23 protein-coding genes are annotated in these 24,882 nt (G+C 68.3%); 12 read left to right on the top strand and 11 right to left on the bottom strand.

Annotated elements, in window-relative coordinates:
• Positions 1 to 247: 247 nt before the first annotated feature.
• Together EJ903_RS20325 and EJ903_RS20320 are read left to right on the top strand one after the other, a co-directional pair.
• A complete protein-coding gene (locus tag EJ903_RS20325; RefSeq protein WP_246015796.1) occupies positions 248 to 1,069 on the top strand; it encodes an IclR family transcriptional regulator in 822 nt (273 codons plus the stop codon).
• Between the two features lie 25 nt (positions 1,070 to 1,094).
• Positions 1,095 to 1,898 carry an AraC family transcriptional regulator gene (locus tag EJ903_RS20320; protein WP_126618854.1) on the top strand — a complete coding sequence of 268 codons (804 nt, stop codon included), beginning with the start codon at positions 1,095 to 1,097 and terminating at the stop codon, positions 1,896 to 1,898.
• 24 nt (positions 1,899 to 1,922) lie between these two features.
• On the opposite strand, the gene EJ903_RS20315 is transcribed toward EJ903_RS20320, so the two are convergent.
• From EJ903_RS20315 to apbC, 3 genes are all read right to left on the bottom strand, one after another.
• Positions 1,923 to 2,513 (bottom strand): LysE family translocator, encoded by a 591-nt coding sequence (locus tag EJ903_RS20315; protein WP_210211492.1) that lies wholly within the window; start codon positions 2,511 to 2,513, stop codon positions 1,923 to 1,925.
• A gap of 11 nt (positions 2,514 to 2,524) precedes the next feature.
• Positions 2,525 to 2,935 carry a DUF2000 domain-containing protein gene (locus tag EJ903_RS20310; RefSeq protein ID WP_126618852.1) on the bottom strand — a complete coding sequence of 137 codons (411 nt, stop codon included), beginning with the start codon at positions 2,933 to 2,935 and terminating at the stop codon, positions 2,525 to 2,527.
• A gap of 326 nt (positions 2,936 to 3,261) precedes the next feature.
• On the bottom strand, positions 3,262 to 4,437 hold the full coding sequence (apbC, locus tag EJ903_RS20305) for an iron-sulfur cluster carrier protein ApbC (protein WP_126618850.1): 1,176 nt from the start codon (positions 4,435 to 4,437) through the stop codon (positions 3,262 to 3,264).
• A 166-nt stretch (positions 4,438 to 4,603) separates the two neighbouring features.
• Between apbC and hflK the strand changes: the two genes are divergently transcribed.
• From hflK to EJ903_RS20290, 3 genes are all read left to right on the top strand, one after another.
• Positions 4,604 to 5,836 (top strand): FtsH protease activity modulator HflK, encoded by a 1,233-nt coding sequence (gene hflK / locus EJ903_RS20300; protein ID WP_126618848.1) that lies wholly within the window; start codon positions 4,604 to 4,606, stop codon positions 5,834 to 5,836.
• A gap of 13 nt (positions 5,837 to 5,849) precedes the next feature.
• Complete coding sequence (gene hflC, locus EJ903_RS20295) at positions 5,850 to 6,713, top strand: protease modulator HflC (protein WP_126618846.1); 864 nt, start codon at positions 5,850 to 5,852, stop codon at positions 6,711 to 6,713.
• A gap of 203 nt (positions 6,714 to 6,916) precedes the next feature.
• Complete coding sequence (locus EJ903_RS20290) at positions 6,917 to 8,449, top strand: DegQ family serine endoprotease (protein ID WP_246015794.1); 1,533 nt, start codon at positions 6,917 to 6,919, stop codon at positions 8,447 to 8,449.
• Positions 8,450 to 8,538: 89 nt separating this feature from the next.
• Here EJ903_RS20290 and hutG read toward each other — a convergent pair whose 3' ends face one another.
• Positions 8,539 to 9,363, bottom strand: coding sequence for an N-formylglutamate deformylase (gene hutG, locus EJ903_RS20285; protein ID WP_126618844.1), 825 nt, complete (start codon positions 9,361 to 9,363; stop codon positions 8,539 to 8,541).
• A 221-nt stretch (positions 9,364 to 9,584) separates the two neighbouring features.
• On the opposite strand from hutG, the gene EJ903_RS20280 reads away from it, so the two are divergent.
• Positions 9,585 to 10,058, top strand: a complete 474-nt coding sequence (locus EJ903_RS20280; RefSeq protein ID WP_126618843.1) for a hypothetical protein — start codon at positions 9,585 to 9,587, stop codon at positions 10,056 to 10,058.
• 28 nt (positions 10,059 to 10,086) lie between these two features.
• On the opposite strand, the gene EJ903_RS20275 is transcribed toward EJ903_RS20280, so the two are convergent.
• The gene (locus EJ903_RS20275) at positions 10,087 to 11,232 is read right to left on the bottom strand and encodes a succinylglutamate desuccinylase/aspartoacylase family protein (protein WP_126618841.1); all 1,146 of its coding nucleotides are present in this window, start codon (positions 11,230 to 11,232) and stop codon (positions 10,087 to 10,089) included.
• A 95-nt stretch (positions 11,233 to 11,327) separates the two neighbouring features.
• Between EJ903_RS20275 and EJ903_RS20270 the strand changes: the two genes are divergently transcribed.
• The 4 genes from EJ903_RS20270 to EJ903_RS20255 all read left to right on the top strand — a co-directional run bounded on the left by EJ903_RS20270 (position 11,328) and on the right by EJ903_RS20255 (position 15,837).
• Complete coding sequence (locus tag EJ903_RS20270; protein ID WP_246015792.1) at positions 11,328 to 12,569, top strand: hypothetical protein; 1,242 nt, start codon at positions 11,328 to 11,330, stop codon at positions 12,567 to 12,569.
• Positions 12,570 to 12,612: 43 nt separating this feature from the next.
• A complete protein-coding gene (locus EJ903_RS20265) occupies positions 12,613 to 13,899 on the top strand; it encodes a glycosyltransferase family 4 protein (protein WP_126618839.1) in 1,287 nt (428 codons plus the stop codon).
• A gap of 94 nt (positions 13,900 to 13,993) precedes the next feature.
• On the top strand, positions 13,994 to 14,863 hold the full coding sequence (locus tag EJ903_RS20260; RefSeq protein ID WP_246015790.1) for a hypothetical protein: 870 nt from the start codon (positions 13,994 to 13,996) through the stop codon (positions 14,861 to 14,863).
• A gap of 86 nt (positions 14,864 to 14,949) precedes the next feature.
• Positions 14,950 to 15,837: a glycosyltransferase family 2 protein gene (locus tag EJ903_RS20255; protein WP_126618838.1), complete on the top strand. Its 888-nt coding sequence runs from the start codon at positions 14,950 to 14,952 to the stop codon at positions 15,835 to 15,837.
• Here EJ903_RS20255 and EJ903_RS20250 read toward each other — a convergent pair.
• From EJ903_RS20250 to EJ903_RS20240, 3 genes are all read right to left on the bottom strand, one after another.
• Positions 15,747 to 16,217, bottom strand: coding sequence for a helix-turn-helix domain-containing protein (locus tag EJ903_RS20250; protein ID WP_126618836.1), 471 nt, complete (start codon positions 16,215 to 16,217; stop codon positions 15,747 to 15,749). The two genes, EJ903_RS20255 and EJ903_RS20250, sit on opposite strands and share 91 nt — an antisense overlap.
• An 88-nt stretch (positions 16,218 to 16,305) precedes the next feature.
• Positions 16,306 to 17,169 (bottom strand): glycosyltransferase, encoded by an 864-nt coding sequence (locus EJ903_RS20245; protein WP_126618834.1) that lies wholly within the window; start codon positions 17,167 to 17,169, stop codon positions 16,306 to 16,308.
• Positions 17,166 to 20,084, bottom strand: a complete 2,919-nt coding sequence (locus EJ903_RS20240; protein WP_246015788.1) for an SLBB domain-containing protein — start codon at positions 20,082 to 20,084, stop codon at positions 17,166 to 17,168. Before EJ903_RS20240 ends, EJ903_RS20245 begins: the two co-directional genes overlap by 4 nt.
• 432 nt (positions 20,085 to 20,516) lie before the next feature.
• On the opposite strand from EJ903_RS20240, the gene EJ903_RS20235 reads away from it, so the two are divergent.
• Positions 20,517 to 21,248 (top strand): putative metalloprotease CJM1_0395 family protein, encoded by a 732-nt coding sequence (locus tag EJ903_RS20235; protein WP_246015786.1) that lies wholly within the window; start codon positions 20,517 to 20,519, stop codon positions 21,246 to 21,248.
• A 12-nt stretch (positions 21,249 to 21,260) separates the two neighbouring features.
• On the opposite strand, the gene aguB is transcribed toward EJ903_RS20235, so the two are convergent.
• The gene (aguB, locus tag EJ903_RS20230) at positions 21,261 to 22,154 is read right to left on the bottom strand and encodes an N-carbamoylputrescine amidase (RefSeq protein WP_126618830.1); all 894 of its coding nucleotides are present in this window, start codon (positions 22,152 to 22,154) and stop codon (positions 21,261 to 21,263) included.
• 461 nt (positions 22,155 to 22,615) lie between these two features.
• Between aguB and EJ903_RS20225 the strand changes: the two genes are divergently transcribed.
• Positions 22,616 to 23,152: a MarR family winged helix-turn-helix transcriptional regulator gene (locus EJ903_RS20225; RefSeq protein WP_126618828.1), complete on the top strand. Its 537-nt coding sequence runs from the start codon at positions 22,616 to 22,618 to the stop codon at positions 23,150 to 23,152.
• Here EJ903_RS20225 and EJ903_RS20220 read toward each other — a convergent pair.
• Both EJ903_RS20220 and EJ903_RS20215 read right to left on the bottom strand, forming a co-directional pair.
• On the bottom strand, positions 23,143 to 23,451 hold the full coding sequence (locus EJ903_RS20220; protein ID WP_126618826.1) for a TfoX/Sxy family DNA transformation protein: 309 nt from the start codon (positions 23,449 to 23,451) through the stop codon (positions 23,143 to 23,145). The two genes, EJ903_RS20225 and EJ903_RS20220, sit on opposite strands and share 10 nt — an antisense overlap.
• Positions 23,444 to 24,751, bottom strand: coding sequence for a pentapeptide repeat-containing protein (locus EJ903_RS20215; RefSeq protein WP_126618824.1), 1,308 nt, complete (start codon positions 24,749 to 24,751; stop codon positions 23,444 to 23,446). The genes EJ903_RS20220 and EJ903_RS20215 overlap by 8 nt, the downstream gene beginning before the upstream one ends.
• Between the last annotated feature and the right edge of the window lie 131 nt (positions 24,752 to 24,882).

The raw sequence follows: 24,882 nt of genomic DNA, 5'->3' as shown, positions 1-24,882 counted from the left end.
AGACTCCCCTCCGCGTGATGGACCGGCGCTTGAGGCGCGGTGTGCGTGCCGTCCGGCGCTTCCCTGGTCGTCCGTTTCGGTCTTGCCGCCCCGCTGGAGCGATAATCCGATATTTCGGACATTGATCTTGTATTCCGGACAAGCAGACGGTATATCGGACAAAGAGCGCTCGCAAGCCGAAAATGCGCGTGCTAAGCAATAAGCGTCAGCGTCCCGTCACAGCCGGGACGGGGCGGCGGATTCACGGGTGGCCAGCGGGACGGGTGGCATGACGGCGGAACGGGTGATGGACAAGGCAGCCGGGCAGGCAATGGGGCAGGCAACCGCGACCGGGCGTGCGCGCGGCATCGACCGGGTGATCGCGTTGATGGAGCATCTGCACCGGCTGCGCGCGCCCGCCCGCATCGCCGACATCGCGCGGGACACCGGCACGCCGCGTTCCACCGTCTATGAGCTGGTGAACACGCTGGTGGAGGCGCGCTGGCTGGAAACCCGGGACGAGGACGGGACGGTGTTTTTCGGTCCGGCCATGCATTATTACGGCAGCGACTACCTCAACAGCGTCGATCTGATCCGCAAGGCCCGGCGCGAGGTGAACCATCTGGCCGAGGTGATCGGCGAGACGGCGCAATTCTGCATGTTGGACGGGAACAAGTATCTGGTCGTGCTGAACGAGCCGGGGCGGCGGATGTTCCGCATCAGCTCCGACATCGGCATCAAGGTGCCGATCCCCTGGACGGCGTCGGGCCGCCTGCTGGTCGATCACATGGGGCCGGACGAAATCCGCGCCTTCATCCCGACCGAGGATTTCACCCTGCCCGACGGCCGCCGCATCGTGGAGGAGGAGTTCCTGCGCGACATGGCCGCCGCGCGCGAGGCGGGCTATGTCCGCACCACCGGGCTGGTGGACCGCTTCACCACCTGCATGGCGGCCCCGGTGCGCGACACCCAGGGCCGATGCATCGCCACCATCTGCTTTGTCGTTCCCGCCGACACCGACGCCGACCAGCAAAACGCGATGATCGACGCGCTGAAGGACAGCGCCGGCAAGCTGTCGATGGCGCGGTGAGGGGGCAAGGGTGAGGGGGCGCAGGATGAGCAACCACCACCGCTTTTGGCGGGATCCGGCGCTGCCGCATCTGGAGGCGCGCTTCATCGACGGTGGGCAGGGTGTTTGTTACGGTTGGCACAGCCACCCCAGCTTTTCCATTGGGTTGGTCTGCGGCGGCGTCAGCGAGTTCCGCATCGACTCGAAGTGCCACAGTGTCTCGTGTGGCTCCACCGTGCTGATGAATCCGGAGGAGGCCCATGCCTGCAACCCGCTGGACGGGCAGGCGTGGTCCTATCGGATGCTGTACGCCGATCCGGCGTGGCTGGCGGCGGTGGAAGGGGAGGCGCGGTTCCGGCCCTTCGCGCCCGCCTTGAGCCGGGATCCGGCGCTGGCCGACGCGCTCGCCCGGCTGTTCATCCGGCTGTTCGATCCAACGTTGAGCAGCGCCGACAAGGACGCGGCGGCGCGATCCTTCTTCGGCGGATTGCGGGACAGGTTGGGCGGGGGCCTGGACCATGAACCGCAGGGTGGCGACCATGCGGCGTTGGCGCGGGCGGCGGATTTCATCTCCGCCCGTTGCACCCAGCCTCTGCGGCTGGCCGACATCGCGGCGCATTGCGGTCTGTCGCCCTCCTATCTGGTGCGGGCCTTCAAGGCGCGCTACGGCATGACCCCGCACGCCTACCAGATCAACCGGCGCATCCAGTTCGGCAAACAGGAGTTGCGGCGCGGCCGCTCCATCGTCGATGTGGCGTTGGAGGCCGGATTCGCCGATCAGGCCCATTTCCAGCGCGCCTTCAAACGGCATGTCGCCGCCACGCCCGGCCAATATCTGCGTCGGGCGTGACGGCGGCGAACCGGACAGCGCGGATCAGACGGCCAGCCCGATGGGAATGGCGCTCGCCGCGAGCAGGCTGGCCATGACGCGGTTGAACAGGCGCATCCGTCGCGCATCGGCCAACAGCGGGCGCAATCGGGCACCGGCATAGGCCCAGACACCGATGGACAGACCGCAGACAACGGCATAGACCGCCGCCAGACTCCAGAGCCGCGCCGCATCGTCCCCGGCGTACACTCCGGCTCCGGCCAACGCGGCAACCCAGGCTTTCGGGTTCAGCCACTGCATGGCGGCTCCCTGCCAGGCGGACGGGGCGGGCGGTGGATGCCCCGCCGCCACCCCGCCGCCGCTGGTCCACAATGCCCAACCCATCCACAGCAGGAATCCGACTCCCGCCCAGCGGGTGAAGGTGGCGACGAGAGGCCACCCGCGCAGCAACTCGGCAAGCCCCATTCCGGCCAGAACCAGCAGCAGGACAAATCCCAGCGTGGAACCGGCGACCAGTGGCAAGGTGGCGCGCAGGCCGTGGGCGGTGCCGCTGGACAGCGCCATCACATTGACCGGGCCGGGCGAGATCGAGGTGGCCAGGGCAAAACCGGCCATCGACAGATACAGCGTCATCATCACCGCCGCCCTCACGTCAGCAACGGCAGCGAACCGGTCAGCGAGCGCACCAGCGTCGCCGGTCCGTGCAGGCAGAGGCCGCGATACCGCAGATCCCCCCGCCGGGTGGCGGCAAGCCGTTGGCGGTACTCGTCGTAGTTCTTGGCGCGCTGGGCAACATCGGTCATGCCGATCACGCCCAACCCATCGCCCTCCCGCTCCGCCGCCAGCTGCCGAAGCGCGCGCAGCCCCTCGGCGTCGGAAACCAGGATCGGCATCACGATGGTGGTCAGGCCGGGATGGCCGGTTCCATCGGCGTCCCGCAGATCGCATTCCACCAGATCGGGACGCGCTTTTCCAAGCGACATCGCCAGCGCGGCGGCGGTGTTGGCGATCAGGCCGGGGGGCAGGGTGTGGTCAATGATGAAGGCGCAGCGCGTCACGTCCGGCTTCCTGTGTTGAACAAGGGGGCATGCCGGTCAGTGTCGCTGGGCGCAGGTCAGCGGTATTGAAGGAAATTACCCCGAACCAGCGGAACGGTGCCGGACCAGGATGGGGATCCGAATCATGGTTTGGCGGCCTTGGGAACGCCTTTCCGTGAGTCAGCGGTTTTGCCCGCCGGTATGAGTCAGCTTCACCTCAGACTGGCATCACGCCCTCAGACGTGCCCTCAAAGGTGAATGAACACGGACAAGGTGGTTCTTGATCCGTGTTCATTCGCGAGTCGGGTGCGTGATGGGCGTGACGCGTGCGCGTCGATCGCGGCGCGTTATTGAACGACGATGCGCGGCGCGGCGCGACCGCCGCCGCTGATCTTGTCCCACAGGCGGGCGGCGATCCGGCGGTAGGATTGGGCGTGCTCCGACTCCGGTTGCGACACCACGATCGGTTGACCCTGGTCGGAGGTTTCGCGGATCGACAGGTGCAGCGGGATTTCGCCCAGGAACTCCATGCCCAGATCGTCGGCTTCCTTGCGGGCGCCGCCGTGGCTGAAGATGTCGGTGCGGTGGCCGCAGTTGGGGCAGCAGAAATAGCTCATGTTCTCGATGATGCCCAACACCGGCACATCGACGCGGCGGAACATGTTCAGGCCCTTGCGGGCGTCCAGCAGGGCGATGTCCTGCGGGGTGGAGACGATGACCGCCCCGGCCAGCGGCACTTGCTGGGCCATGGTCAATTGCGCGTCGCCGGTGCCGGGCGGCATGTCGACCACCAGCACGTCCAGATCGCCCCAATTCACGTCGCGCAGCATCTGCTGCAGCGCGCTCATCACCATCGGGCCGCGCCAGATCATCGGCGTGTCTTCGGCGACCAGGAAGCCCATCGACATCACCTTGATGCCGTAATTCTCCATCGGCTCCAGCCGCTTGCCGTCGGGGCTGCTGGGGCGGCCGGAAATGCCCATCATGCGCGGCATCGACGGGCCATAGATGTCGGCGTCGAGCAGCCCGACCTTGCGCCCGTTGGCGGCCAGCGCGAGCGCCAGATTGACCGAGGTGGTGGATTTGCCGACCCCGCCCTTGCCCGACGCCACGGCGACGATGTGCTTGACGCCGGGAACCAGCGCCTTTTGTCCCTGGGGACCGCCTTGGGGGGCACCTTGGGGGCCGCCCTGCGAACCATGGCTGTGGCCGCCCGGCCCGTGGCTGTGGCCGTGATGGCCGCCTTGGCTTTGCGCGGCGGCCTGGGGGGCGGCGCGGTGGGCGGTGAGCATGGCGGTGACGGACAGCACGCCGGGCAGCGCCTCCACCGCCTTTTCGGCGGCGTGACGCACCGGTTCGGCCTGCGCCCCGCGTTTGGGATCGACCTCGATGGAGAAGGCGACGTGGCCGTCGCGCACCACCAGACCCGACAACATGCCCAGGCTGACGATGTCGCCGCCCCGGTCCGGGTCGATGATGGTCTTCAGCGCCGCCAGAACTTGCGCTTCGCCGATCTGCGCCATGGTTGAAAACTCCGCTGGGTTCCCGATATTTGGCAGGACATCCGATGGTGGACGCGCCGATCCGAGAGGGGAGCGGCACTATAGGACCGTCGGACAAGAATGGTAAAGAGATCGGCGGACGCCGAGCTTTCCGCAGCGAGAGCGCCACAACAGGGGAATGACGCGTATGCCGTGGAACAATCAGGGCGGTGGTGGGCAGGGCGGGGGCGGTGGCCCCTGGGGCACGCCTCCCGGCAACAACGGATCCAACAACGGCGGCTCCAACAATGGCGGGCCGGGCAACCCGTGGGGTCGTCCGTCCGGCGGCGGTGGCGGCGGTGGGCCGCAGCCGCCCGACCTGGAGGATTTGCTGCGCCGTGGCCAGGACCGCCTGCGCCGCGTGATGCCCGGCGGGTTCGGATCGGGCCGTGGGGTCGGCATCGGCGTCGGCATTCTGGCGCTGATCTGGTTGGCCAGCGGCATTCACCGCGTGGAGGCGGACGAGCAGGGCGTGGTCATGCGCTTTGGCGAATGGGTGCGCACCGAAGATCCGGGCCTGCGTTACCGCCTGCCGTCGCCGATTGAAACGGTGCTGCTGCCCAAGGTGACGCGCGTCAACCGCATCGAGGTCGGCTATCGTTCAGCCGGTGACACCCGGCGCGCCGACCGCGACGTGCCCGACGAATCGCTGATGCTGACCGGCGACGAAAACATCATCGACATCGATTTCACGGTGTTCTGGGTCATCAAGGACGCCAAGAACTTCCTGTTCAAGATCCGCGAGCCGGAAATCACGGTGAAGAAGGCCGCCGAAAGCGCGATGCGCGAGGTGATCGGCCGCACCGAACTGCAACCGGCCCTGACCGAAGCGCGCCAGCAGATCGAAAACGCCACCCGCAAGCTGCTCCAGACCATGCTGGACGAGTATCAGGCGGGCATCGAAATCACCCAGGTGCAGTTGCAGAAGGCCGACCCGCCCGCCCCGGTGATCGACGCGTTCAACGATGTGCAGCGCGCCCGCGCCGACCGCGAACGCGCCCGCAACGAGGCCGAAGCCTACCGCAACGACATCATCCCCCGCGCGCGCGGCGAGGTGGAACGCCTGGTGCAGGAGGCATCGGCCTACCGCGAGCAGGTGGTCAGCCTGGCCCAGGGTGACGCCGAACGTTTCCGCAAGGTCTATGAGGCCTACGCCCTGTCCAAGGACGTGACCGCCAAGCGGATGTATCTGGAAACGATGGAAGAGATTCTGCGGGGCCGGAACAAGATCATCGTCGATGGGGCCAACCAGGGCGTCATCCCTTATCTGCCGCTGAACCAACTGTCGCCGCACGTCGCCCCCGCGCCGCGCCCGGCGGCCCAGAACGGTCAGGGGGCCACGGCGTCGCCCGGCACCCAGACCCAACCGGCCAGCCGCTGAGGAGGAACGCATCATGAGTCGCTCGCTCGCCGCCATCGGCTTCGGCATCGCCGCCCTCGGCATCATCGGGTCCGCCTCGCTCTTCACCGTCAACGAGGCGCAACAGGCGTTGGTCCTCCAGTTTGGTGAACCGCGCCGCGTCATTTCCGAACCCGGCCTGAAATTCAAGCTGCCCTTTGTCCAGGAGGTCCGCATCCTGGACCGCCGCGTTCTGGATCTCGACCCGCCGGTCGAACAGGTCATTCTCGCCGACCAGAAGCGGTTGGACGTGGACGCGTTCGCCCGTTACCGCATCCACGACCCGCTGCGCTTCTACCAGACGGCGGGGACGGAGGCGGTGGCGGAAACCCGCATGAACGCCACCGTCAATTCCGCGCTGCGCCGCGTGCTGGGCAATGTCACCGTCATGACCGTGCTGTCGGAAGACCGCGCCAAGATCATGTCGGACATCAAGACCCAGGTGAACGCGGAGGCCCAGCGCTTCGGCATCGAGATCGTCGATGTCCGCATCCGCCGCGCCGACCTGCCGCAGGAAACCAGCCAGTCGATCTTCGCCCGCATGCGCTCCGAACGCGAGCGCGAGGCGTCGGAGGCCCGCGCCCAGGGTCAGGAACAGGCCCAGCAAATCCGCGCCCGCGCCGAACGCGAACGCACGGTTCTGGTGGCCGAGGCCCAGCGCGACGCCCAGATCCTGCGCGGCGAAGGCGACAACACGGCCCTGAAGCTGATCGCCGAGGCGACATCCAAGGATCCGGATTTCTACGGCTTCTACCGGTCGCTGGAAGCCTACCGCAAGGCGTTGAACAAGGACGACACCACCATGGTGCTGTCGCCGAACAGCGAGTTCTTCCGCTATTTCGGCAAGCCCACGCCGTAACCGGCCATGGTCTCCGCCCCCGTGTTCGGCGACGCCGGAACGCGGGGGCGCGTCTTTGTGTGATGTTTCTGGTTCCGCATGACTTTTCTGGACCGTTCCGCCCTGTTGCGGCCATACTCCTGGCCCAACATGGGGCCGACATCGTCGGAACGGTTCGTCATTCCGTTCATGAATTGGCCGGACGTCTGGCAGGGAGAGCAGAGTTGAGTCGCACACCGATATCCGAACGCCGTGGCCTGAAGGCGGGCGTTTTCCCGGCAGCCGCCGCTCTCCTGCTGGCGTTTTCCGCCGTGGTCGCTGCCCCCGCCGTCAGCGCGGCCCAAACCACCGTTGCGCCCTCGCGCGCCGCTGCGGTCGGCAGCTTCGCCGATCTGGCGGAAAAGCTGCTGCCGGCGGTGGTGAACATCTCCACCACCCAATCGGCACCGCAGCGCCAGCCGGGCCAGCGACCGGAGGTCCCGCAATTCCCGCCCGGCTCGCCGTTCGAGGATTTCTTCCGCGATTTCTTTGATCGCCAGCAGCAGCAGGACCAGCCGCAGCGCAAGGCGACCTCGCTCGGCTCCGGCTTCATCATCGACGCCAAGAACGGCTATGTGGTGACGAACAACCACGTCGTGCAGGACGCCGACGAGATCACCGTCATCCTGCAGGACGACACCAACATCAAGGCGGAGCTGGTCGGCAAGGACAGCAAGACCGACGTCGCCCTGCTGAAGATCAAGACCAGCCATCCGCTGGTCGCCGTGCCGTTCGGCGACAGCGACGCCATGCGCGTGGGCGATTGGGTGCTGGCCATCGGCAACCCGTTCGGCCTGGGCGGGTCGGTGACGGCGGGCATCATCTCCGCCCGCCAGCGCAACATCGACGCCGGTCCCTACGACGATTTCCTGCAAACCGATGCGTCGATCAACCGGGGCAACTCCGGCGGGCCGATGTTCAACCTGAACGGCGAGGTCATCGGCATCAACACCGCGATCTTTTCGCCGTCGGGCGGGTCGGTCGGCATCGGCTTCGCCATCCCGTCCAACCTCGCCAAGCAGGTGGTCGCCCAGCTCAAGGAGTATGGCAAGACCCGGCGCGGCTGGCTGGGCGTGCGCATCCAGGCGGTGACGCCGGAGATCGCCGAAAGCCTGGGCATGCCAGCGCCCAAGGGCGCGCTGGTCGCCTCGCTGACGCCGGACGGTCCGGCGGCCAAGGCGGGCGTGCAGGCGGGCGACATCGTGACCAAGTTCGACGGCAAGGACATCGGCGAGATGCGCCGCCTGCCGCGTGTGGTCGCCGAAACCGGCATCGACAAGGCCGTGCCGATCGAGGTGTGGCGCAAGGGCAAGCCGGTCACGCTTCAGGTCAAGGTCGGCGAACTCGAAGCCGCCGAGGAGCAGGGCCTGCTCGCCGCCAACGAGGACAAGGGCGGCAAGGACAAGGCCCCGGCGCAGAAGGCCACCGAATCGCTGGGTCTGAAATTCACCACCATCACCCCGGAACTGCGCCAGCAGTACGAGATCAAGCCCGACATGAAGGGCGTGGTCGTGACCGAGGTGCAGGCCAATTCGGCGGCGGCGGAAAAGGGCCTGAAGGCCGGTGACGTCATCATCGAGGTCGGCCAGGAAGAGGTCCGCAAGCCGGAGGACGTGACCAGCCGCGTCCAGAAGGCCAAGGAGCAGAGCAAGAAATCCATCCTGCTGCTGGTGGACCGCAAGGGCGACCTGCGCTTTGTCGCCATCCCGCTGAGCTGAGCGGGTTGACTGTGTGAAAAGGGGCACCGGCGGGAGATCGCCGGTGCCCCTTTCGTTTGGGCGGTGTTTTTGGCGGGCCGGGCGGGCTTTTACAGATAGCCCGAGCGCCGACGGCCCGAGGCCTTTTCCCACGCCCATTCGACGATCACGCTCATCAGCCGTTCCAGCGACGGGCGGACCTGCGCGGTCAGGTCGGGACGGAAGCCGTAAGGCGGCTCTTCGTCCATGTAGGTGGCCTGGGTCAATTCCAACTGGATGGCGTGGATGTTGTCGGCCGGGTTGCCATAGGTCCGGGTGATGTAGCCGCCCTTGAACCGGCCGTTCAGCGTGGCGGAGTAGCGCTCCGACGCGGTCAGCACGTTCATCAGGCGTCCGACCAGCGCCGGGGCGGCGGTCTGGCCGTCGGCGGTTCCCAAGCTGAAATCGGGCAGGGTCCCTTCGAAAAAGCGGGGAACCTGACGGCGCACCGAATGGGCGTCGAACAGGATGGCCACGCCGTAGCGCTCCTTCAGGGCCAGCAATTCGCGGCGGAGCTGTTCGTGGTAGGGCCGCCAGTAAGCGCCGATGCGCCGTTCGATCTCGGCGGCGTCCGGCTCCTGGCCGGGCTTGTGGATCGGGGCGTTGTCGAAGGTGGTCAGCGGACAGATTTCGGTGTTGCTGGCCCCGGGATAGAGCGGCTGCCCGGTGGGGTCGCGGTTCACATCGACGACGTAGCGCGAACAGAGCGGCGTCATGAAGCCGATGCCCAGCGCCGGGGCGAAGTGATACAGGCGGTCCAGATGCCGGTCGGCGTCGGGTTGGGCCAGCCCCGCGTCGGTCATGGTCGCCGCAATGTCCGGGGGGATCATCGTCCCGACATGCGGAATGCTCAGCAACACCGGGGTTTCACCCGGCTGGAAGCGAAAGGATTCCATGGCTCGTCTCGTGACCGGAAGGCGTCCGCGCGCCCGTTTCCGGTGCAGCGCAGCATCGGGCGGAACTATGGTCTGTGGACTTGCCGCGCGTCAAACATATTGCGTTTTTGCGAAGCGAGCGCGTCGCGCGCAGGCAGCTTGGCGCAAATTTGTGCGTTGACCGCACAGGAGGAGTGCAAGAGACTTCGCCGCAACCGTTGCAACTGGGGAGACGCGCCGCCATGACGACACGCCGCCACATCCTCGCACCCCTGGCCCTGCTTCCCGTCGCCGCCTGGGCGGTGTGGGCGTCCGGCACGGTGGAGGCCCCCAGCCACGCCAGCGGCCCCTTTCATCTGCCGCTGGACGACTCGACCGCGCTGTGGCGCGATCTGGCCCAGGTCCGCTTGGGCGGGCCGACCGGCAGCCCGCAATTTCCCGACCGGGTCAGCGCCTTGAACGGCCAGAGCGTGGCGGTGCGCGGCTTCATGCTGCCGCTGGAGGATGGCACGGCGCACAAGCGTTTCATCCTGTCGGCCAACCCGGTGAGCTGCCCGGCCTGCCAACGCCCCAGCCCGGCCAGCATGATCCAGGTGCACAGCCTCGCCCCGCTGCCGGAAACGGCGGAACCGGTCCTGTTGACCGGCTCCCTGCGCCTGCGCCCGCAGGATGGGCTGTTTTACCGGTTGGAGCGGGCGGCGGTCCGGCTGGCCTGACCGCCCTCCACCCACACCGGCGCATCCATCAATCGAACAGCAGGCTGTGGCCTGAGTTGAGCGGCTCCGGCCCGGCGATGGAGGCGACCAACTCGCCCCGGCTGACGAAACGCAGGTTGTTGCGGGCCATGATGATGCCGCCGCCCGGCGTGCGCAGCGGCGTGCGGGCCTGATCGGGGTCGGCGGCGGTCGGATCGACGATGTCGGCGATCAGGTCGCCCGCCTCCACCCGGTCGCCGACGGCGCGGTGAAAGGCGATGACGCCCGACACCGGGGAGACGACGCGGGCCAGCCCGGTCAGGGGTGTGGCCTCGCACTGGGGCGGCGGCAGATCGGGCGGGGTTCCAGCGACGATGCCCCGGCGGATCAACGCGCCAAGGATGGCCTGGGCGTCGGCGTCGGCCTGGGCGTCGTCCACGTCGGCCTTGCCGCGCAGCTCGATGGTGGTCGACACGCAGGCCGCCGGGATCGGGCCGTCGGCGGCAAAGCGCGCGGCCAGCGTCCACCAGGGGACCGAGCAGGCCTCGTCAAACGGCTTGCCCCCGGCGTCGGGCGACAGCAGGACCGCCTTCACCCCCAGCAGGGCGGCCAGATCGGCCAGCTCCGGCCACAACGGATCCCCGGCGTAGAGGTGGGGAACCGATTCCTGGTCGCAATGAAGGTCCAGCACTATGTCGGCGTCAAACGCCATGCCCATCAGGGTGTGGCGCAGGGCGGCGACCTCGCTGTCGGGGGCGGGCAGCGCCTCGAAGGTGGCGCGCAGGGCGGCGCGGACGGCCTGGATGTTGGCCTGCGGATCAGGACCGATCCGGCCGACCAGCCGCTCGGCGGCTCCGGCGATCAGGTCGGGGAAGTGGCGGTTGAAGTTGCCCGACCCGTCGAGCGCGTAACGCCCGACATGCACGCCCTCGACGATCTGGGCGATGCCGGTGGGGTTGGCCATCGGCACGACGATGATTTCGCCGGACACGGTGGCGCTGCGCAAACGGCGAATCAGATGGTGGGCGACCAGCAGGCCGGGGGTTTCATCGGCGTGCAAGGCGGCCTGGATGTAAACCTTCGGGCGCGCGCCGGGCGTGCCGAAGCGGTGAACCGTCAGCGACCGGCGCGTGCCGAGCCGGTCGGTGAGCAACGGCACCTCCTCGACACGGTGCTGCGAAGGGGGAAAGCTCACGGTGGTGTATCCTTGCGGTGAATGATCGGGCCAGTGTGCCGGTTTGGCATCGGGGCGACAAGCGACGGCTGTGTGACGGTTGTGGGCGGCGGCGGATGGCGATGATGATGATGGGGGCGGAGCGGGGCTGGATCGGGCGGTGGGGTGGCGGGGCGGCGCTGTGCGTGGCGTTGGCGCTCTATGGGGCCTACAGCGTGCCCGCCCCGCCCGCCATCCGCGCGGCGGAGGCCGCCATCGGCGTGTTGCTGCTGCTGGCCGCCGGGTGGCGGGCGCCGCTGTTCGCCGTCACCGGCCACGCCCTGCGCCGCCCCGACCTGCCGCTGTGGGAGGCGCTGGCCCTTCCCGCGCTGGCGTGGCTGCTGTGGGTCCCGCTGCTGCGCGGGGTGGGGCTGGGCTGGGACGGGGCCGATGTGGCGCGCGACGTGATCCCGCTGCTGTTCCTGTTCGCGCCGGTCGCGCTGGTTCCGGCGCTGCGCGGCTGCGGGCCGTGGGCGGTGCGGGGGCTGGGGGCGGGGCTGATCCTGGCCGGGCTGCTGTTCACCCTGCGTTGGTGGAAGGACGCGCATTGGGGCTTTGGCGCGGTCGGGCTGCGGGCGATGAGCGACGGCGGCGTCTATTACCTCAACGCGCCGTCGGTGCTGTTCGCGGCGGTCGCCCTGCCGACCCTGGCGTTGGCGGCGCTGGCGCGCGGCGGGCTGTGGCGCTGGCTGGCGGCCCCGCTCTGCGCGCTGGGCGGGGCGCTCTGTCTGGCCGCCTTGGCCGGGGCGGTGCACCGCAGCGCGTTGGGGTTGGCGGCGCTGTCGGGCGTGGCGGTGGCGCTGTGGTGGGGGTGGCGGTCGCCCTGGCTGTGGCCGCTGCTGGTGGGGGTGGCGCTGCTGGCCGTTGGCGTGGCGGGGGAGGCGCTGGTCGGGGCCTGGGGGCAGGCGGCGGAAAAGACCCGCCTGACCGGCGTCAACGCCCGCTGGGACGAGGCGGCGGCGGTGGTCAGCCACATCGCCGAGTCGCCCTGGTCGCTGCTGTTCGGCGATGGGTGGGGCGCGCGGATGGAAAACCCGGCGGTCGGCGGCTGGCGGGTGTCCTACACGCACACGCTGGCCACCTACGCGCTGCTGAAGGGCGGCGCGCTGGGCGTGCTGGCGTTGGCGGCCTATCTGGGCGGGCTGGCTCCGGTCCTGTGGCGGCGGTTGCGCGACGATCCGCCCCTGGGGTGGGCGGTGCTGCCGCCGCTGGCGATGGCGCTGGGCGCGCACACAAGTTTCAAGTATCTCGACACAGGATTGCTGTTGACGCTTCTTCTGTTATCCGACGAGAAACGGAGGGGGTTGTCAGACCCTTGAAGGTTGTGCATACTTTCGCGTGCAATTCCCGCGAGGGTGCGTCGTGCCGCAAGCTTCCCCATCCATCCTGTTCGTCAATCGGGTGTTTCCACCCGACCATGGCGCGACCGGGCGCTGTCTGGCCGATCTGGCCGAACGGCTGGCGGTGCGCGGCTGGCGGGTGGGGGTGGTGGCCGACGGCACGGGTGGGGAGGCAGAGGCCGCAAGCGTCGGCGTCGTGTTGCGCCGCACCGGGCGGGCGGTGCCAAGCGCGGAACGGCCCGACGCGCGGTCCTACCTGCACGCGCTGGTGCGTTTGACCGGGGCGGCGCTGCGGGCGCGGCGGACGGATGTGGTGGTGACGATGACCGATCCGCCGCTGCTGGGGCGGGTCGGGCCGTTGCTGGCCGCGCGGCACGGCGCGGTGTCGATCCATTGGAGCCAAGATATGTTCCCGGCCCTGCTGCCGGTGCTGGGGGTGCGGTTGCCGCCGCCGCTGATGGGGTTCCTGGAACGGTCGATGGCGGGCGCGCTGGCGCGGCACGACGCGGTGCTGGCGGTTGGCGATTGCATGGCGGCGCGGCTGCGGGCGATGGGCGTGCCCGCCGACCGCGTCGGGCGGCTGCCCAATTGGGCCGATCCCCGCGTTCATCCGGTTCCCCATGCGGAAAACCCGGCGCGGGCGGCGCTGGTGGGGGACGGGCGCTTTGTCGTTGCCTATTCCGGCACGCTGGGGCTGGCCCATCCGATGGCGGGGATTCTCGACGCGGCGGACCGCCTGCGGGCGCGCGATCCGGCGATCCGCTTCGCCATCATCGGCGAAGGGCGGGGATGCGCGGCGCTGGCCGAGGCGGTGCGGGCGCGCGGCCTGTCCAACGTCGGGCTGTGGCCCTGGCAACCGGACGAGCGGCTGGCTGGGAGCCTGTCCGCCGCCGATTTGCATCTGGTGACGCTGCACCCGGCGGCGGCCGGGCTGATGGTTCCGTCCAAGCTGGCCAGCGCGCAGGCGGCGGGGCGGCCAACCCTGTTTCTCGGCCCGACCGACAGCGAGGCTGGGCGGGCGGTGGCGGCGGCGCGCTGCGGCGCGGTTCTCGATCCGCAGGACGGCGCGGCGCTGGCCGACGCCATCACGGCCTACGCCGCCGACCCGGCCCGCTGCGCGCGGGAGGGGATGGCGGCGCAACGGGCGGCGGCCACCTGGCGGGCGGACGACGCGGCGGCGCGTTTTGACAGGCTGGCGCGGGAGCTGTTGGCGCGGCAAACGCGTGGGCGGCCCACGGGTGTGAGGTCCGGCCTGGTGGGCTGGCGGGTTTCGGTGGGGAGGGGTTCGGGGAGGGTGCCCGATGCCTGATGGGGGGGGGATCCGCCATCCGCCGGGCGCGTCGGCGCGCGACGCGCGGTCGGGCTTGCGCGATCTGGTGGACACGCTGCGGACGGGCTAGCGGGTGATTGCGGGCGCGGCGCTGGGTGCGGTGGCGCTGGCGGTGGCGGCGCTGTGGCTGGTTCCGGCGGAGCACACGGCGGTGATGATCGTCGGGCCGACAGCGCGGTTCGGGTCGGCGGCGATGGGCGCGCGGGTCCCGGTGATCGTGGGGCGGGAAACGCCGCTGGCGGCGGCGGAACCGGGGGCGGGTGACGAATCGCTGTCCGACTTCGCGCGCTATCTGGAGCTGTTCGGCAGCGGCGCGGTGGCGGAACGGCTGGCGGCCGATCCGGCCTTTCTGCGCACTCTCTACCCCGAGCGATGGGGGGCGGAAACGCCGGGAGAGGCACCGGGCTGGCGACCGCCGCCGGGCTTGGTCCCGGCGGTGAAACGCGGGCTTCTGGCGCTGGTCGGGCGGCAGGATTGGGTGGAGCCGGACACCGAACGGGTGGGGCGGACCCTGCGCGAGCGGCTGGTGATCGACATGGTGCGCACCGGACCGATGCGGCGGATCAGCCTGCGCCACCGCGACCGGGCGACGGCGCTGGCGCTGCTGGGCCGGGTGGCGGCGGCGACCGACGCGCATCTGCGGGCCGAGGCGTCGCGGCGCAGCGTGGCCCAGATCGCCCACATCAAGGCGCGTCTGGCCAGCGTCACGGTGATGGAGCACCGCCGCGCGCTGAGCGATCTTTTGTCCGATCAGGAGCGGGTGGCGATGATGATCGAGGTCGATTTGCCCTTTGCCGCCGACGTCATCCAGGCCCCGACCGCGCCCGCCTTGCCCGACTGGCCGAACCCGGCGGCGCTGGTCCCGCTGGCCGGTCTGGCCGGGCTGCTGGCCGGATGCGTCGCGCTGTCGGCGCGCAGCGCGTGGCGGGAGGCGGCGGCGTGACGGCTGGCGTTGGATCGGATGGTGATCGTGCTGCTGGCCGGTCTGCTGGCCGGGATGATGGGTGCGCGGGACGGATTCCGGTGTCGATGGTGGTGATGACTCGCAACGAGGCGATCAATCTGCCGCGCTGCCTGTCGGTGGCGGACCGCTTTTCCGAGTGTTTCGTGGTGGACAGCGCCAGCACCGACGGGACCCCGGCGCTGGCGCGGGCGCTGGGCGCGCGGGTGGTCCCGTTTGTCTGGAACGGCCGCTATCCCAAGAAAAAGCAATGGTGCCTGGACCATCTGCCGCTGTCGCAGGATTGGGTCCTGTTCGTCGACGCCGACGAGCGCCCCACCCCCGGTTTGCTCGACGAACTCGCCCGGCTGTTCGCCCAAGGGCCACGGCACGCCGCCTATTGGATCGATGGTCGCCCGGTGCTGCACGGTCGCCCGCTGCGCTTTGGCTGCTGGAACCGCAAGCTGGCGCTGCTCGACCGCCGCCGCGCCGTGTTTCCGGTGGTGGCGGATCTGGACGTGGCGACGATGTGGGAGGTGGAGGGGCATTACCAGCCCAGCGTCGCCGGATCGTTGGGGCGGCTGCGTCATCCGATGGACCATGCCGACGGGAAACCGCTGTCGGCGTGGTTCGACCGGCACAACCGCTATTCAGACTGGGAAGCGGCGTTGCGGGCCGATGGGCGGATGGACCGCCTCATCGACGGCGAGCGGAGCGGACGGCGCTGGCTGAAGCGGCTGTTCCAGCGCGCGCCCTTGCGCCCATGGCTGGCCTTCCTGCACGCCTATCTCTGGCGTTTGGGCGTGTTGGATGGCCGCGCGGGTCTGGACCACGCGCTGTTCAGGGCGTTTTACTATTGGCAGATCGGGGTGAAAGCGCGCTCGCTTCACTCGTCCGACAGCGTGAGCTTGTCGCCGCCCAACGCCTTCAACAGATCGAAGGTGCGCTTGCGCACGCCGGGGTCGTCGATGCGGTAATAGGCGCGGACCAACTCCAGCGTTTCGCGGCGGGCCATCGATTCAAACTCGTCGGTTTCCGACGGCAGGGACGGCGTGGCTTCGGCCAGATCGCTTTCGGGGGAGGGCGGCATGTCGTCGAAGAAGTAGCTGACCGGCACGCCCAGCACCTGGGACAGGTTGTAGAGGCGGCTGGCGCTGATGCGGTTCGACCCGCGCTCGTACTTCTGCAATTGCTGGAACGTGATGCCCACGGCCTCGCCCAACTTCTCCTGGCTCAAGCCCAGCAGCGTGCGGCGCAGGCGCAGGCGTGCGCCAACATGGATGTCGATGGGGTTCGGACCTTCGCCTCGGCGCGACAGGGTGTGGGCGGGGGCGAGTTTGGCTTTGGTCGCGCTCATAAGTCGTACCTCAGGAGAGAAGCTACAGGGAAGGCACCGCAGGAATGCTTAGTTCAGAAAGTAAATCCTATGCAACCATTTGTGCGCATCACTCCGATGGTGTTTCAGGGGGTGTTTTGGCGCGAAGATGGAAATAAAATTTCTTTCTTCGAAAACGAAAAAACTCATAAACCGCCGGTGCACGGATTCGCAAGGCGGATGCGGCCCATTGCGCGCTTGACACGAGCGTTTCAAGCGCCAATCCATGCCCAAAAAACAGGCGTCGGATCTGGGATTGCTCCCGGCGGCCCTGTTCGATTTTCTGTTGAGACAATCCACCGCGCGCAAAAACACAGACCGGAAAGGGCAGACGCGTTGCGGCACCGCGCCTTAGGGTTGTTAGGGTGAACCCGTAGTCGGCGGCGATTTCGAAAGAGGGATCGAATCGAAGCCCCTCGATCCCGGCGATCCGATAGATCATCGCCTGATGATGGGTGAACATTCCAAGAGTGGCCAAGCGGTGAGAGCGCGCCACTTTCAGAAGAAGGCGGTCGTCGTCTGTGCGTTCAAGCGCGTCTCCATAGAGAAGAACCGCATCCGGTGCGTGTTGCATGGCGCGGCGAAGGCGAAGAAGCGTATCCGCCTCGGCCAGACTGTCTCCGGCGTTGAGAAACAGCGCGTGCGTGCAATTCAGGGCGCGCGCGGCGTCCAGGGCGTCGTTCATCCCGCCATAAGGGCCGCCATCCGGGGCGGACCGCCACCAGGCCAGCGCACCGGTGTGGTCGGTCAACCACGCCACGGTTCCGTCCGTCGATCCGCCATCGGCGACCAGCCAGTGGAAATCCCGCACACTCTGCCGCTTGAGGCTGGCGTGGGTGTCCAGGAGGCCGGGCAGATTGTCCCGCGTCACGGTCAGGATCGCCAGACGCACCGGCGGACCTGCGATCGGGGGAACGGCGGGGGCGGCCGTCATCGCGCGATCACCGACACGGAGGCGGCGGTGATCGCCAATTGGCCGAGGATGCTGCCGATGGATTTGGTGAATTCCAGCCCGTCGAACGGTTTGGGATCGCGCGGAACCACCAGCGTCGCCCCCGGCGGGATGGCGGTGATCCGGTGGGTCCAGGGGGAGGTGACCAGCGGTTGCGCCCGACCATCGGGCAGAATGAGGAAGCTGCGGTCGGTGTCGGCGTTGCGGGTCGTTCCGCCCGCTTCGCCGATGTAGTGGTCGGCGCTTTTGCCGCTGACGAATTGGGCGGCGGTGGGGTGCAAAACCTCTCCGGCCACCGCCACCGTCAGCGGGCGCTTGGGGATGGTGATGCGGTCATCGGGCTCCAGCAGCGGATCGAGTTCGGGGCGGCGGCGCAGGGTGGCGGGGTCTGCCTCGACCACGATCCGGCCGATCGGTTCGGCCCCGCGCAGTTGGCTGGCGAGTTGGCGGGCCAGCGCGACGTTTTCCGCCTTCACCGGTTCGCCCTTTTCGATCTCCAGGGTCAGGCCGCGTTCCAACTCCCGCGCTTGCTGGAGAAACTGCTCCTTCTCCCGCCGCCGTTCGCTTTCGCGGGTGAAGACCGCGCCCGCCGGATAGGCGTCGTCGGTCAACCCGCCCGCCCGTGCGATCAGCGAGGACAGGGTTTCGCCCCGCCCGATGTCGTAGCTGCCCGGTCGCTGCACCGCCCCCTGGATGACGACGGCGCGGGCCTCCAGCGCTTGGGCGCGCGGGTTGACGCGCACGGCGTCGCCGGGGCCGATGGCGCGCGCGGCGTCGGCGGTGCGCCCCAGATCCAGGGCGGTGCGGGCACCGCTGGCGCTGGTCCATTCCACCGCTTGCGGGTCGGCGTCGCCGCTCAGGCCACCCGCCACCGCCAGCAGCGCGGACAGGGGCGTGGCGTCGGCCACCGGATAGCCGCCGGGTTGGCGCACGGCCCCGCGCAGTTGTACCGTCCGTTCGGCGATCAGGTCCGCGATGGCGGGATCGGGGGCGTCGTCGCCTGTGTCTGCGTCGGTGCCGGGCTTCGTGGCGGCGCGGGGCGGTTTGGCGGGCAGGCTTGCGGCCTCCGGTCCGGACGTTGGAGCCGGGCGCAGGCGGGACGCCGCAAAGAGATGCACGCGATCGCCGGTCATCAGCACCCGGTTGCCGCGTCCGGTGGCGACCGCTTGCGGGGAAAAGGGGATGAGGCTGCGGGTCAGGGTCCGCCAATCGAACCGCTCGATCACCCCCATCAGCGGGTACACGTCGCGCTTGAAGGCGTCGCCGTTGCCCAGAGCGCCGCGCAAGGTGGTTCCGTCGGGCAAGGGGCGGCTGCCGGGGCGGCGCACATGCCCCACCAACTCGTAATAGGGTTGAACCGAATCAAAGACGGCACCGCCGCTCCCCACGCCGTCGGGGCTGTCGGGGCCGTCGCCGGGCACGCTGGAGGCTTCCCAACGGACGGTCTGTCCGCCGCCACCCGCCGCGCGGGCCAGGGCCGCGACGCTCTGGCGGGTGGCGCGTTCCGTTGTGGGGAAGAAGCCTGGGCGCGGCACCCCGCCCAACAGCAGAACGGAGCGTTGCAGCGCAAAGGTCAGCAGATCGGGAACCGCGTCGAACAGGGGCGGGCAGGGCTTGCGGGAACCGGTCAGACCGGCGGCGGCCCGCGCCTGCTGCCCGGAGGCGAGCGGGCCGTCGGGGGCCGCCGTCAAGGCACGGGCCAGCACGACCAGCCCCTGGCAGGCATCGGGCGGCGGGTTGCGGTCGCCGCGCAGCAGGGTGAGAACGGCCTCCGAGGTCAGGAAATCAACGTGGTCCGCGCCCATGATATACAGCGTGTCACCATCGTTCAGGCGCCGGTTGTCCCGGCCCGCCAGCGCGGCGGCCAGATGGATCGGGTGCAGGGTTCGTGCGCCGGTGGCCGGATCGACGGTCGCCAACACGGCAAAGGGCAAATACGGGTCGGGGCGAAGGTCGGCCCGCGTCACCAAGGCGGCCAGGCTGCGCGTCTGCGCCAGACCGCGCGGGCCGGGGCGGTGAACATGGCCTTCCAGCCGGACCTCGTTGCGGCGGTCCTCGCGCTGCGGGGCAAGCAGCAGCAGATCCCCGTCGCCAAACAGCCGCGCGTTGGCGTCGCCGATCTCCTCGGCGGTCTCCTCCCCGGCCAAACCAATGCCAAGGCGGGTGGCCCGGTGCGCGCCGGGGCGCAGCAACCCGCCCGCCAAGTGCCGCAAATCCGCTGCCGACACGCGCGTGGCGGGATCGGCAAGCTCATAAACGCCGGGGCGGCGCACCGGTCCGGCAACCCCGACCACCGCGCCGAGCGGCGGCACGAACAACCGGTCGCCATCGCGCAGGCGGCGCTCCGCCCCGTCGGGATCGGCCCATCCGTGCAGATGCAGCCCGTACAGATCGATCGGTCGGCCGTTCTCCGGACCACCGTTGCGGAACAGGCGGATGCGCCGCAGCGAGCCGGTGCGCGCCACCCCGCCCGCCGCCGTCAGGGCGTCCAACGCGGTGGAAAAAGCGCTGACCTCGTGGCGTCCGGGCCGCGCCACCGCTCCCGTCACCAGAACGCCGATGCGGCGGACGTCGGCCAGGGACACGAAGACATCCGTGTTGGGCAAGGTGGCGGCGACGGTCGCCGACAGTTCGTCGCGCAGCGCGGCCAGTGTCAGACCGACAGCGGCCACCGGGCGAAGGTCATCCACCACGAGGAGACCGTTGCGGTCGATGACGAAGCGCTTGCTGAAGGAGGTCTGGCCGCGCAGCGTGACCAGCAGTTCGTCCCCGCTGTTCAGCAGGTAATCAGCCTGAACCGCGCCAACCGGTGCGCGCGTGTCGGCGGATGCCGTGAACAGATCATAGCCGAATTGGCGCAGCGGCTCCCCGGCCCGGCTGGAAAAGGCGGCCTCCAAGGGGGAGGCGTCCGATGGCACAGCAGCCGATGGTACGGCAGCCAGTGTCAGGGCAACCGGCGGCGTCCGTGAAGGCTCCGCAGCCAACACGGCAAACGCCCACAGAAACAGTGCCGTCGACACTGATCGGGCGAATATTCTGCGCGCAGCAGCAAACATCGGATGTCCAAAAACCACACTCGACACCCGGCACGACGCCGAATGAAAAGGACGGAACACTATTGCGTGTATTTGTGGAAAACGCAATGGGTTGCCGGTCTGGCTCTTCGCGTGAACAGTCAAGAGCCTTTCTCGATCTGCGGCCGTTCCAGCGACCGCCTGTCCAGCGCTTGCGCCGGTGCCTCGCGCATTCGTGAACGGGGCAGGCGTTGCCGGACCACCGGATTCGGCTTAACTTGATGGTTCTGTGGAGTTGGCCGTGTGGGGGCGGCGGTGGTTGATGGTGTCTCGTCCATAGGATCGCCCTTTGGGGCCTATCGGTCGCTGGCGGCGGGAAACCAACGCGTCGGCGCGGGGGGGCAGGCTGACTCGACCGCCACGGCGACAGATGGCGCGGGGACGTCCGGCGCTGGGGCATCCGATGGGGCGACCACCCTGTCCCTGTCGCCTCAAGCCCAACAGCAGGTTCAAAAACTCAAACAGGTGGACGCCGAAGTCCGCCAGCACGAGGCCGCCCATCAGGCCGCCGGCGGCGGGCATGCGGGGGCCGCGTCCTTCACCTTCACCCGTGGACCGGATGGCAAAAGCTACGCCACGGCGGGTGAAGTTCCGATCGACATCAGTGCGGAAAGCACGCCGTCGGCCACCATCGCCAAGATGGAGCAGGTCAAGGCGGCGGCGTTGGCCCCCAGCGAGCCGTCGCCGCAGGATCAGCGGGTCGCCGCCCAGGCTGACGCCCTGTCGGCCAAGGCGCAAGCGGAGTTGCGCCAGCAGGGGGGAACGTCGGGGGACGGGGCGGGTGACGGAAACGGATCGACGGTGGAATCCGCCAACCAAACCGGCGCGTCGACGCGGACGTCAACCGCAAACCGATCATCCGACCCCAGCAACCGCGACGGAGCGTTGTCCGCCCTGTCGGCGCGTGGGGCCGCCGCCTATGGCAACGCGCAGGGGTTGGTCGGGTCGGCCTTCGGGGCCTCCCGTGGCGCAAGCTTTGTCGTCTGAGCCGAGGTTCCGTCAGAAACGCCGCACCGTCTCACCGTCCAGCGTCAGCAGCGCCCCATAAAGTTCGGGGCGGCGGTCGCGGAACACCCCCCAGGACGCCCGTTGCGCGGCGATCCGGTCCAGGTCGAAGCTTGCGGTCAGCACGGTTTCCGTGCTGCGGTCGGCTTGGGCGACAATCTCGCCCTGCGGTCCCGCGATGAAGGACGAGCCGTAAAAGGTGATGCCACAACTTTCGGCCTCCTCCCGACCGATGCGGTTGGAGGCAACCAGCGGCATCAGATTGGCCCCGGCGTGCCCCTGCATCACCCGTGTCCAATGGCCTTGGCTGTCGATGGACGCATCCTGCGGCTCGGACCCGATGGCGGTGGGGTAGAGCAGGATCTCCGCCCCCTTCAACGCCATGATGCGTGCGGTTTCGGGAAACCACTGGTCCCAGCAGATGGCGCAGCCGACGGTGGCGTATCGGGTTTTGAAGACGCCTATGCCGGTGTCGCCGGGAGAAAAATAGAATTTCTCCTGATAGCCGGGGCCATCGGGAATGTGTGACTTGCGATAGATGCCCAGCACCGACCCGTCGGCGTCGATCATGGCCACCGAGTTGTAGAAGACGCTGTTGGCCCGCTCGAAGAAGCTGACCGGGATCACCACCGCCAATTCGCGCGCCAGAGCGCTCATCCGCACAATGGCCGGGTGATCGGTGGCGGAGGCCGCCAGATCAAACAGCGCCTGTTTTTGGTCCTTGCAGAAGTAAGGGGTTTCAAACAACTCCTGCGGCAGGACGATGTGGGCACCACCGGCGGCGGCGCGGCGAATCAGCGCCTCCAGCCGATCCAGATTCGCGCCCCGATCCCAACCGCAGGCCATCTGGATGGCGGCGACGGTGATGCGGCGGTCGGTGCTGGGCATGGCGGGTCTCTGGGAATCGGGCGGTTGTCCGCAGGCTGGTCAGTTTGGCACGGGTGAGCACATTTCGCGACATGATCCGTGCGTTTTAGCGAATTCTCCACATCTGGTTCATTCCATCCCGCTGCGTTCTGAAAGTAAAAAGGAGGGTGTGCCGCTGTTGCGCACCAAAACATCATATCGGGATATGAGAGACTATCGCTTTCTGCCTAGGGTGATCGCACTAAAGGAAAGGATCGGTCGGATGTCTTTGTCTCTTTTGTCTGAATTCTCAGTCTATCATTGAATGGAGACTGACATATCATTGCATGCTCTGATGTGAGTTTTGCGCATTTGATTTGATCTTTGCCCGCGACACGTTATGATTGGGAAAATCTTGGGCGCACGCTCGCGCGCTGATGGCGCCGCCGGATGCGCATCGGCCGCCGGGCCGTTTGTGGTTTTCTCCAGGGAAGTGGGTTGGTATGTCGGTGTGTTTCAAAGAGTGGGAACCGGACACGGGCCATGCGGTCGTCGACGAGGAGTCGGTCGCTGGCAACGCCTTGTCGTTCCTGGTCCGCGATGTGAATCGTGCCTTCGCCCGCGCGCTGCAAAACCGCATTGCCCGTTCGGGCGTGAGCATGGGGCAGTGGTTCTTTCTCCGCGCCCTGTGGGAGGAGGACGGGTTGACCCAGCGGGAGTTGAGCCATCGCGTGGGCATGATGGAGCCGACCACGGTCACGGCGGTCAACATCATGGAAGGGCAGGGGTTGGTCCAGCGGGTTCGCAACGCGCAAGACCGCCGGAAAATGAACATCCATTTGACCGACAAGGGGCGCGCCCTGCGCGACAGCATGCTGCCGAACGCCGAAGCCATCGCTGAACTGGCGGTTGCCGGGATTCCGCCGGCCGATGTCGCGGCGGCGATGTCGGTGTTGCGTCAGATCAGCGCCAACCTCAACAGCGTCGTTCTTCAGGGGCGTGCCGAGGATGAGCGCGTGGACGAGGATGCTTATCTCTGATTCCGCAGGGTTTGTTGCGGAACCGGATCAAGTTCAGCCAACAGTGACGCTTTGGTTGCCGCATCCAGGCTGGTCCAGGGAATCCCCAACAGCGCGGCGTGCAACGCCCACAGGGCGTTCCGGCTGACCCGTTGCGGGGAGGTCATGCGCAGGCGGCGATAGGCCTCGACCGCTCCCAGGGCGCGCAGCGCGTCGGCGTTGGTGACGCCGATTTCAGCCAGCCAGCCGATCGTTTTCGGACCAAGGCCGGGAAGGGCGTGCAGACTGTTCGAATCCGGCTGAGGGGGCGCGTCAGTCATCGTCGGGCGGTGGCGGCAGGCTGGCCCCGGCCAGATTGGCTCCGGTGAAGCGGGTGTCGCGGATGTTGGCGTCGGTCAGGATGGCCCCGGTCAGATCGGCGTTGGTGAAATCGCATTCCGACAGATTGGCCCCGCGCAGATTGGTGCGGACGCAGGATGCGCCGGTCAGGTTGCTGCCGGTCAGATTGGCGGCCCACAGGCGGCCGGTCGGCTTGCCATCGCTGCCCTTCACATCGACCCAACCGATCCCGGCGCTGTCCAGGCGGGCTTCCTGCAAATTGGCACCGCGCAGGTTGGCCCCGTCCAGAATGGCCCCGGTGAAGTCCGTTCCGGTCAGGATGGCCCCGGAGATGTCGCACATGATCAGCAGGCATTCGCGCATCTTGGCCCCGGCCAGATTGGCGTTCTTCAGGCTGGCCCCGGACAGGTTGACGCCCGACAGGTCGATGTGGGCCATGTCCGCCCCGCTGAGGTCGGCGCGGGCACCCATGCTGCCGCCGGTGTTGATCCATGTGTAATGACTGTGCAGCGCCTGTTGGATCTGGACCGAGAAATTTTCCGCCGACCGCGCCAGATTGGCCCCGGTGGTGTCGGCTCCGGCCAGATCGGCCCCCTCCAGCTTCGCCCCCTGCAGATCGGCGTTGCGCAGGTTGGCCCCGGCCAGCATCGCGCCCGCCAGATTGGCGTTGCGGAGCACCGCCCCTTGCAGGTTGACGCCCGACAGGTTGCTGCCGCGCAGATCGGCGTTGGCGAGGTTGCAGCTTTTCATCACCGCGCGCATCAGCGTCGCCCCGGTCAACAGCGCCCCTTCGCAATCGGCCCCGTTCATCGTGGCGTCGGTCAGGTCGGCCCCGGACATGTTGGCGTTGTTCAGCGACGCGTCGTCGAAATCGCTGCCGGTCAGGTCGGACCGGATGAAATCGACGCCCTTGCCACCCTTGCCACCGCCGCCACCATAGAGCAGCGCCCCGCCGCGCAAATCCGCTTCCTTGAGGTTGGCGCGCTTGAGCTTCACCCCGCGCATGTGCGCGCCGCGCAGATCGGCGCGGTACAGGTTGCAGCCCGACAGATCGGCCTTGGTCAGGTGGGCGGCGAACAGATCGGCGTTGCTGAGGTTGGCGTTGGTGAGATCGCAATGGGACAGGTTGGCCCCCGACAGCTTCCCCTGCATCAGGTCCACACCCGACAGATTGGAGCCTTCCAGATTCACCATGGTCAGGTTGGCACGCGCGCCGCCCGTGCGTTTCTTCAACCAACGCTCGTGCTTTTCCAGAACGGCGACCAACTCGTGCGGCGTCATGGTGAACAATCCATCCTTAGGCGTCGTCCCTTAGGCGTCGTCCCTTAGGCGTCGTCAGGGTGCGACCATTGGCGTCGTTGCACAACTTTGCGTCGCCGGTGGGGTGACGCGTTGCGCAGGCGATAGACCAA

Source organism: Azospirillum griseum, from assembly GCF_003966125.1.
Classification (GTDB): domain Bacteria; phylum Pseudomonadota; class Alphaproteobacteria; order Azospirillales; family Azospirillaceae; genus Azospirillum; species Azospirillum griseum.
The sequence above is the reverse complement of the archived record's forward strand: the minus strand, read 5'-3'. Positions and strand labels throughout refer to the sequence as shown.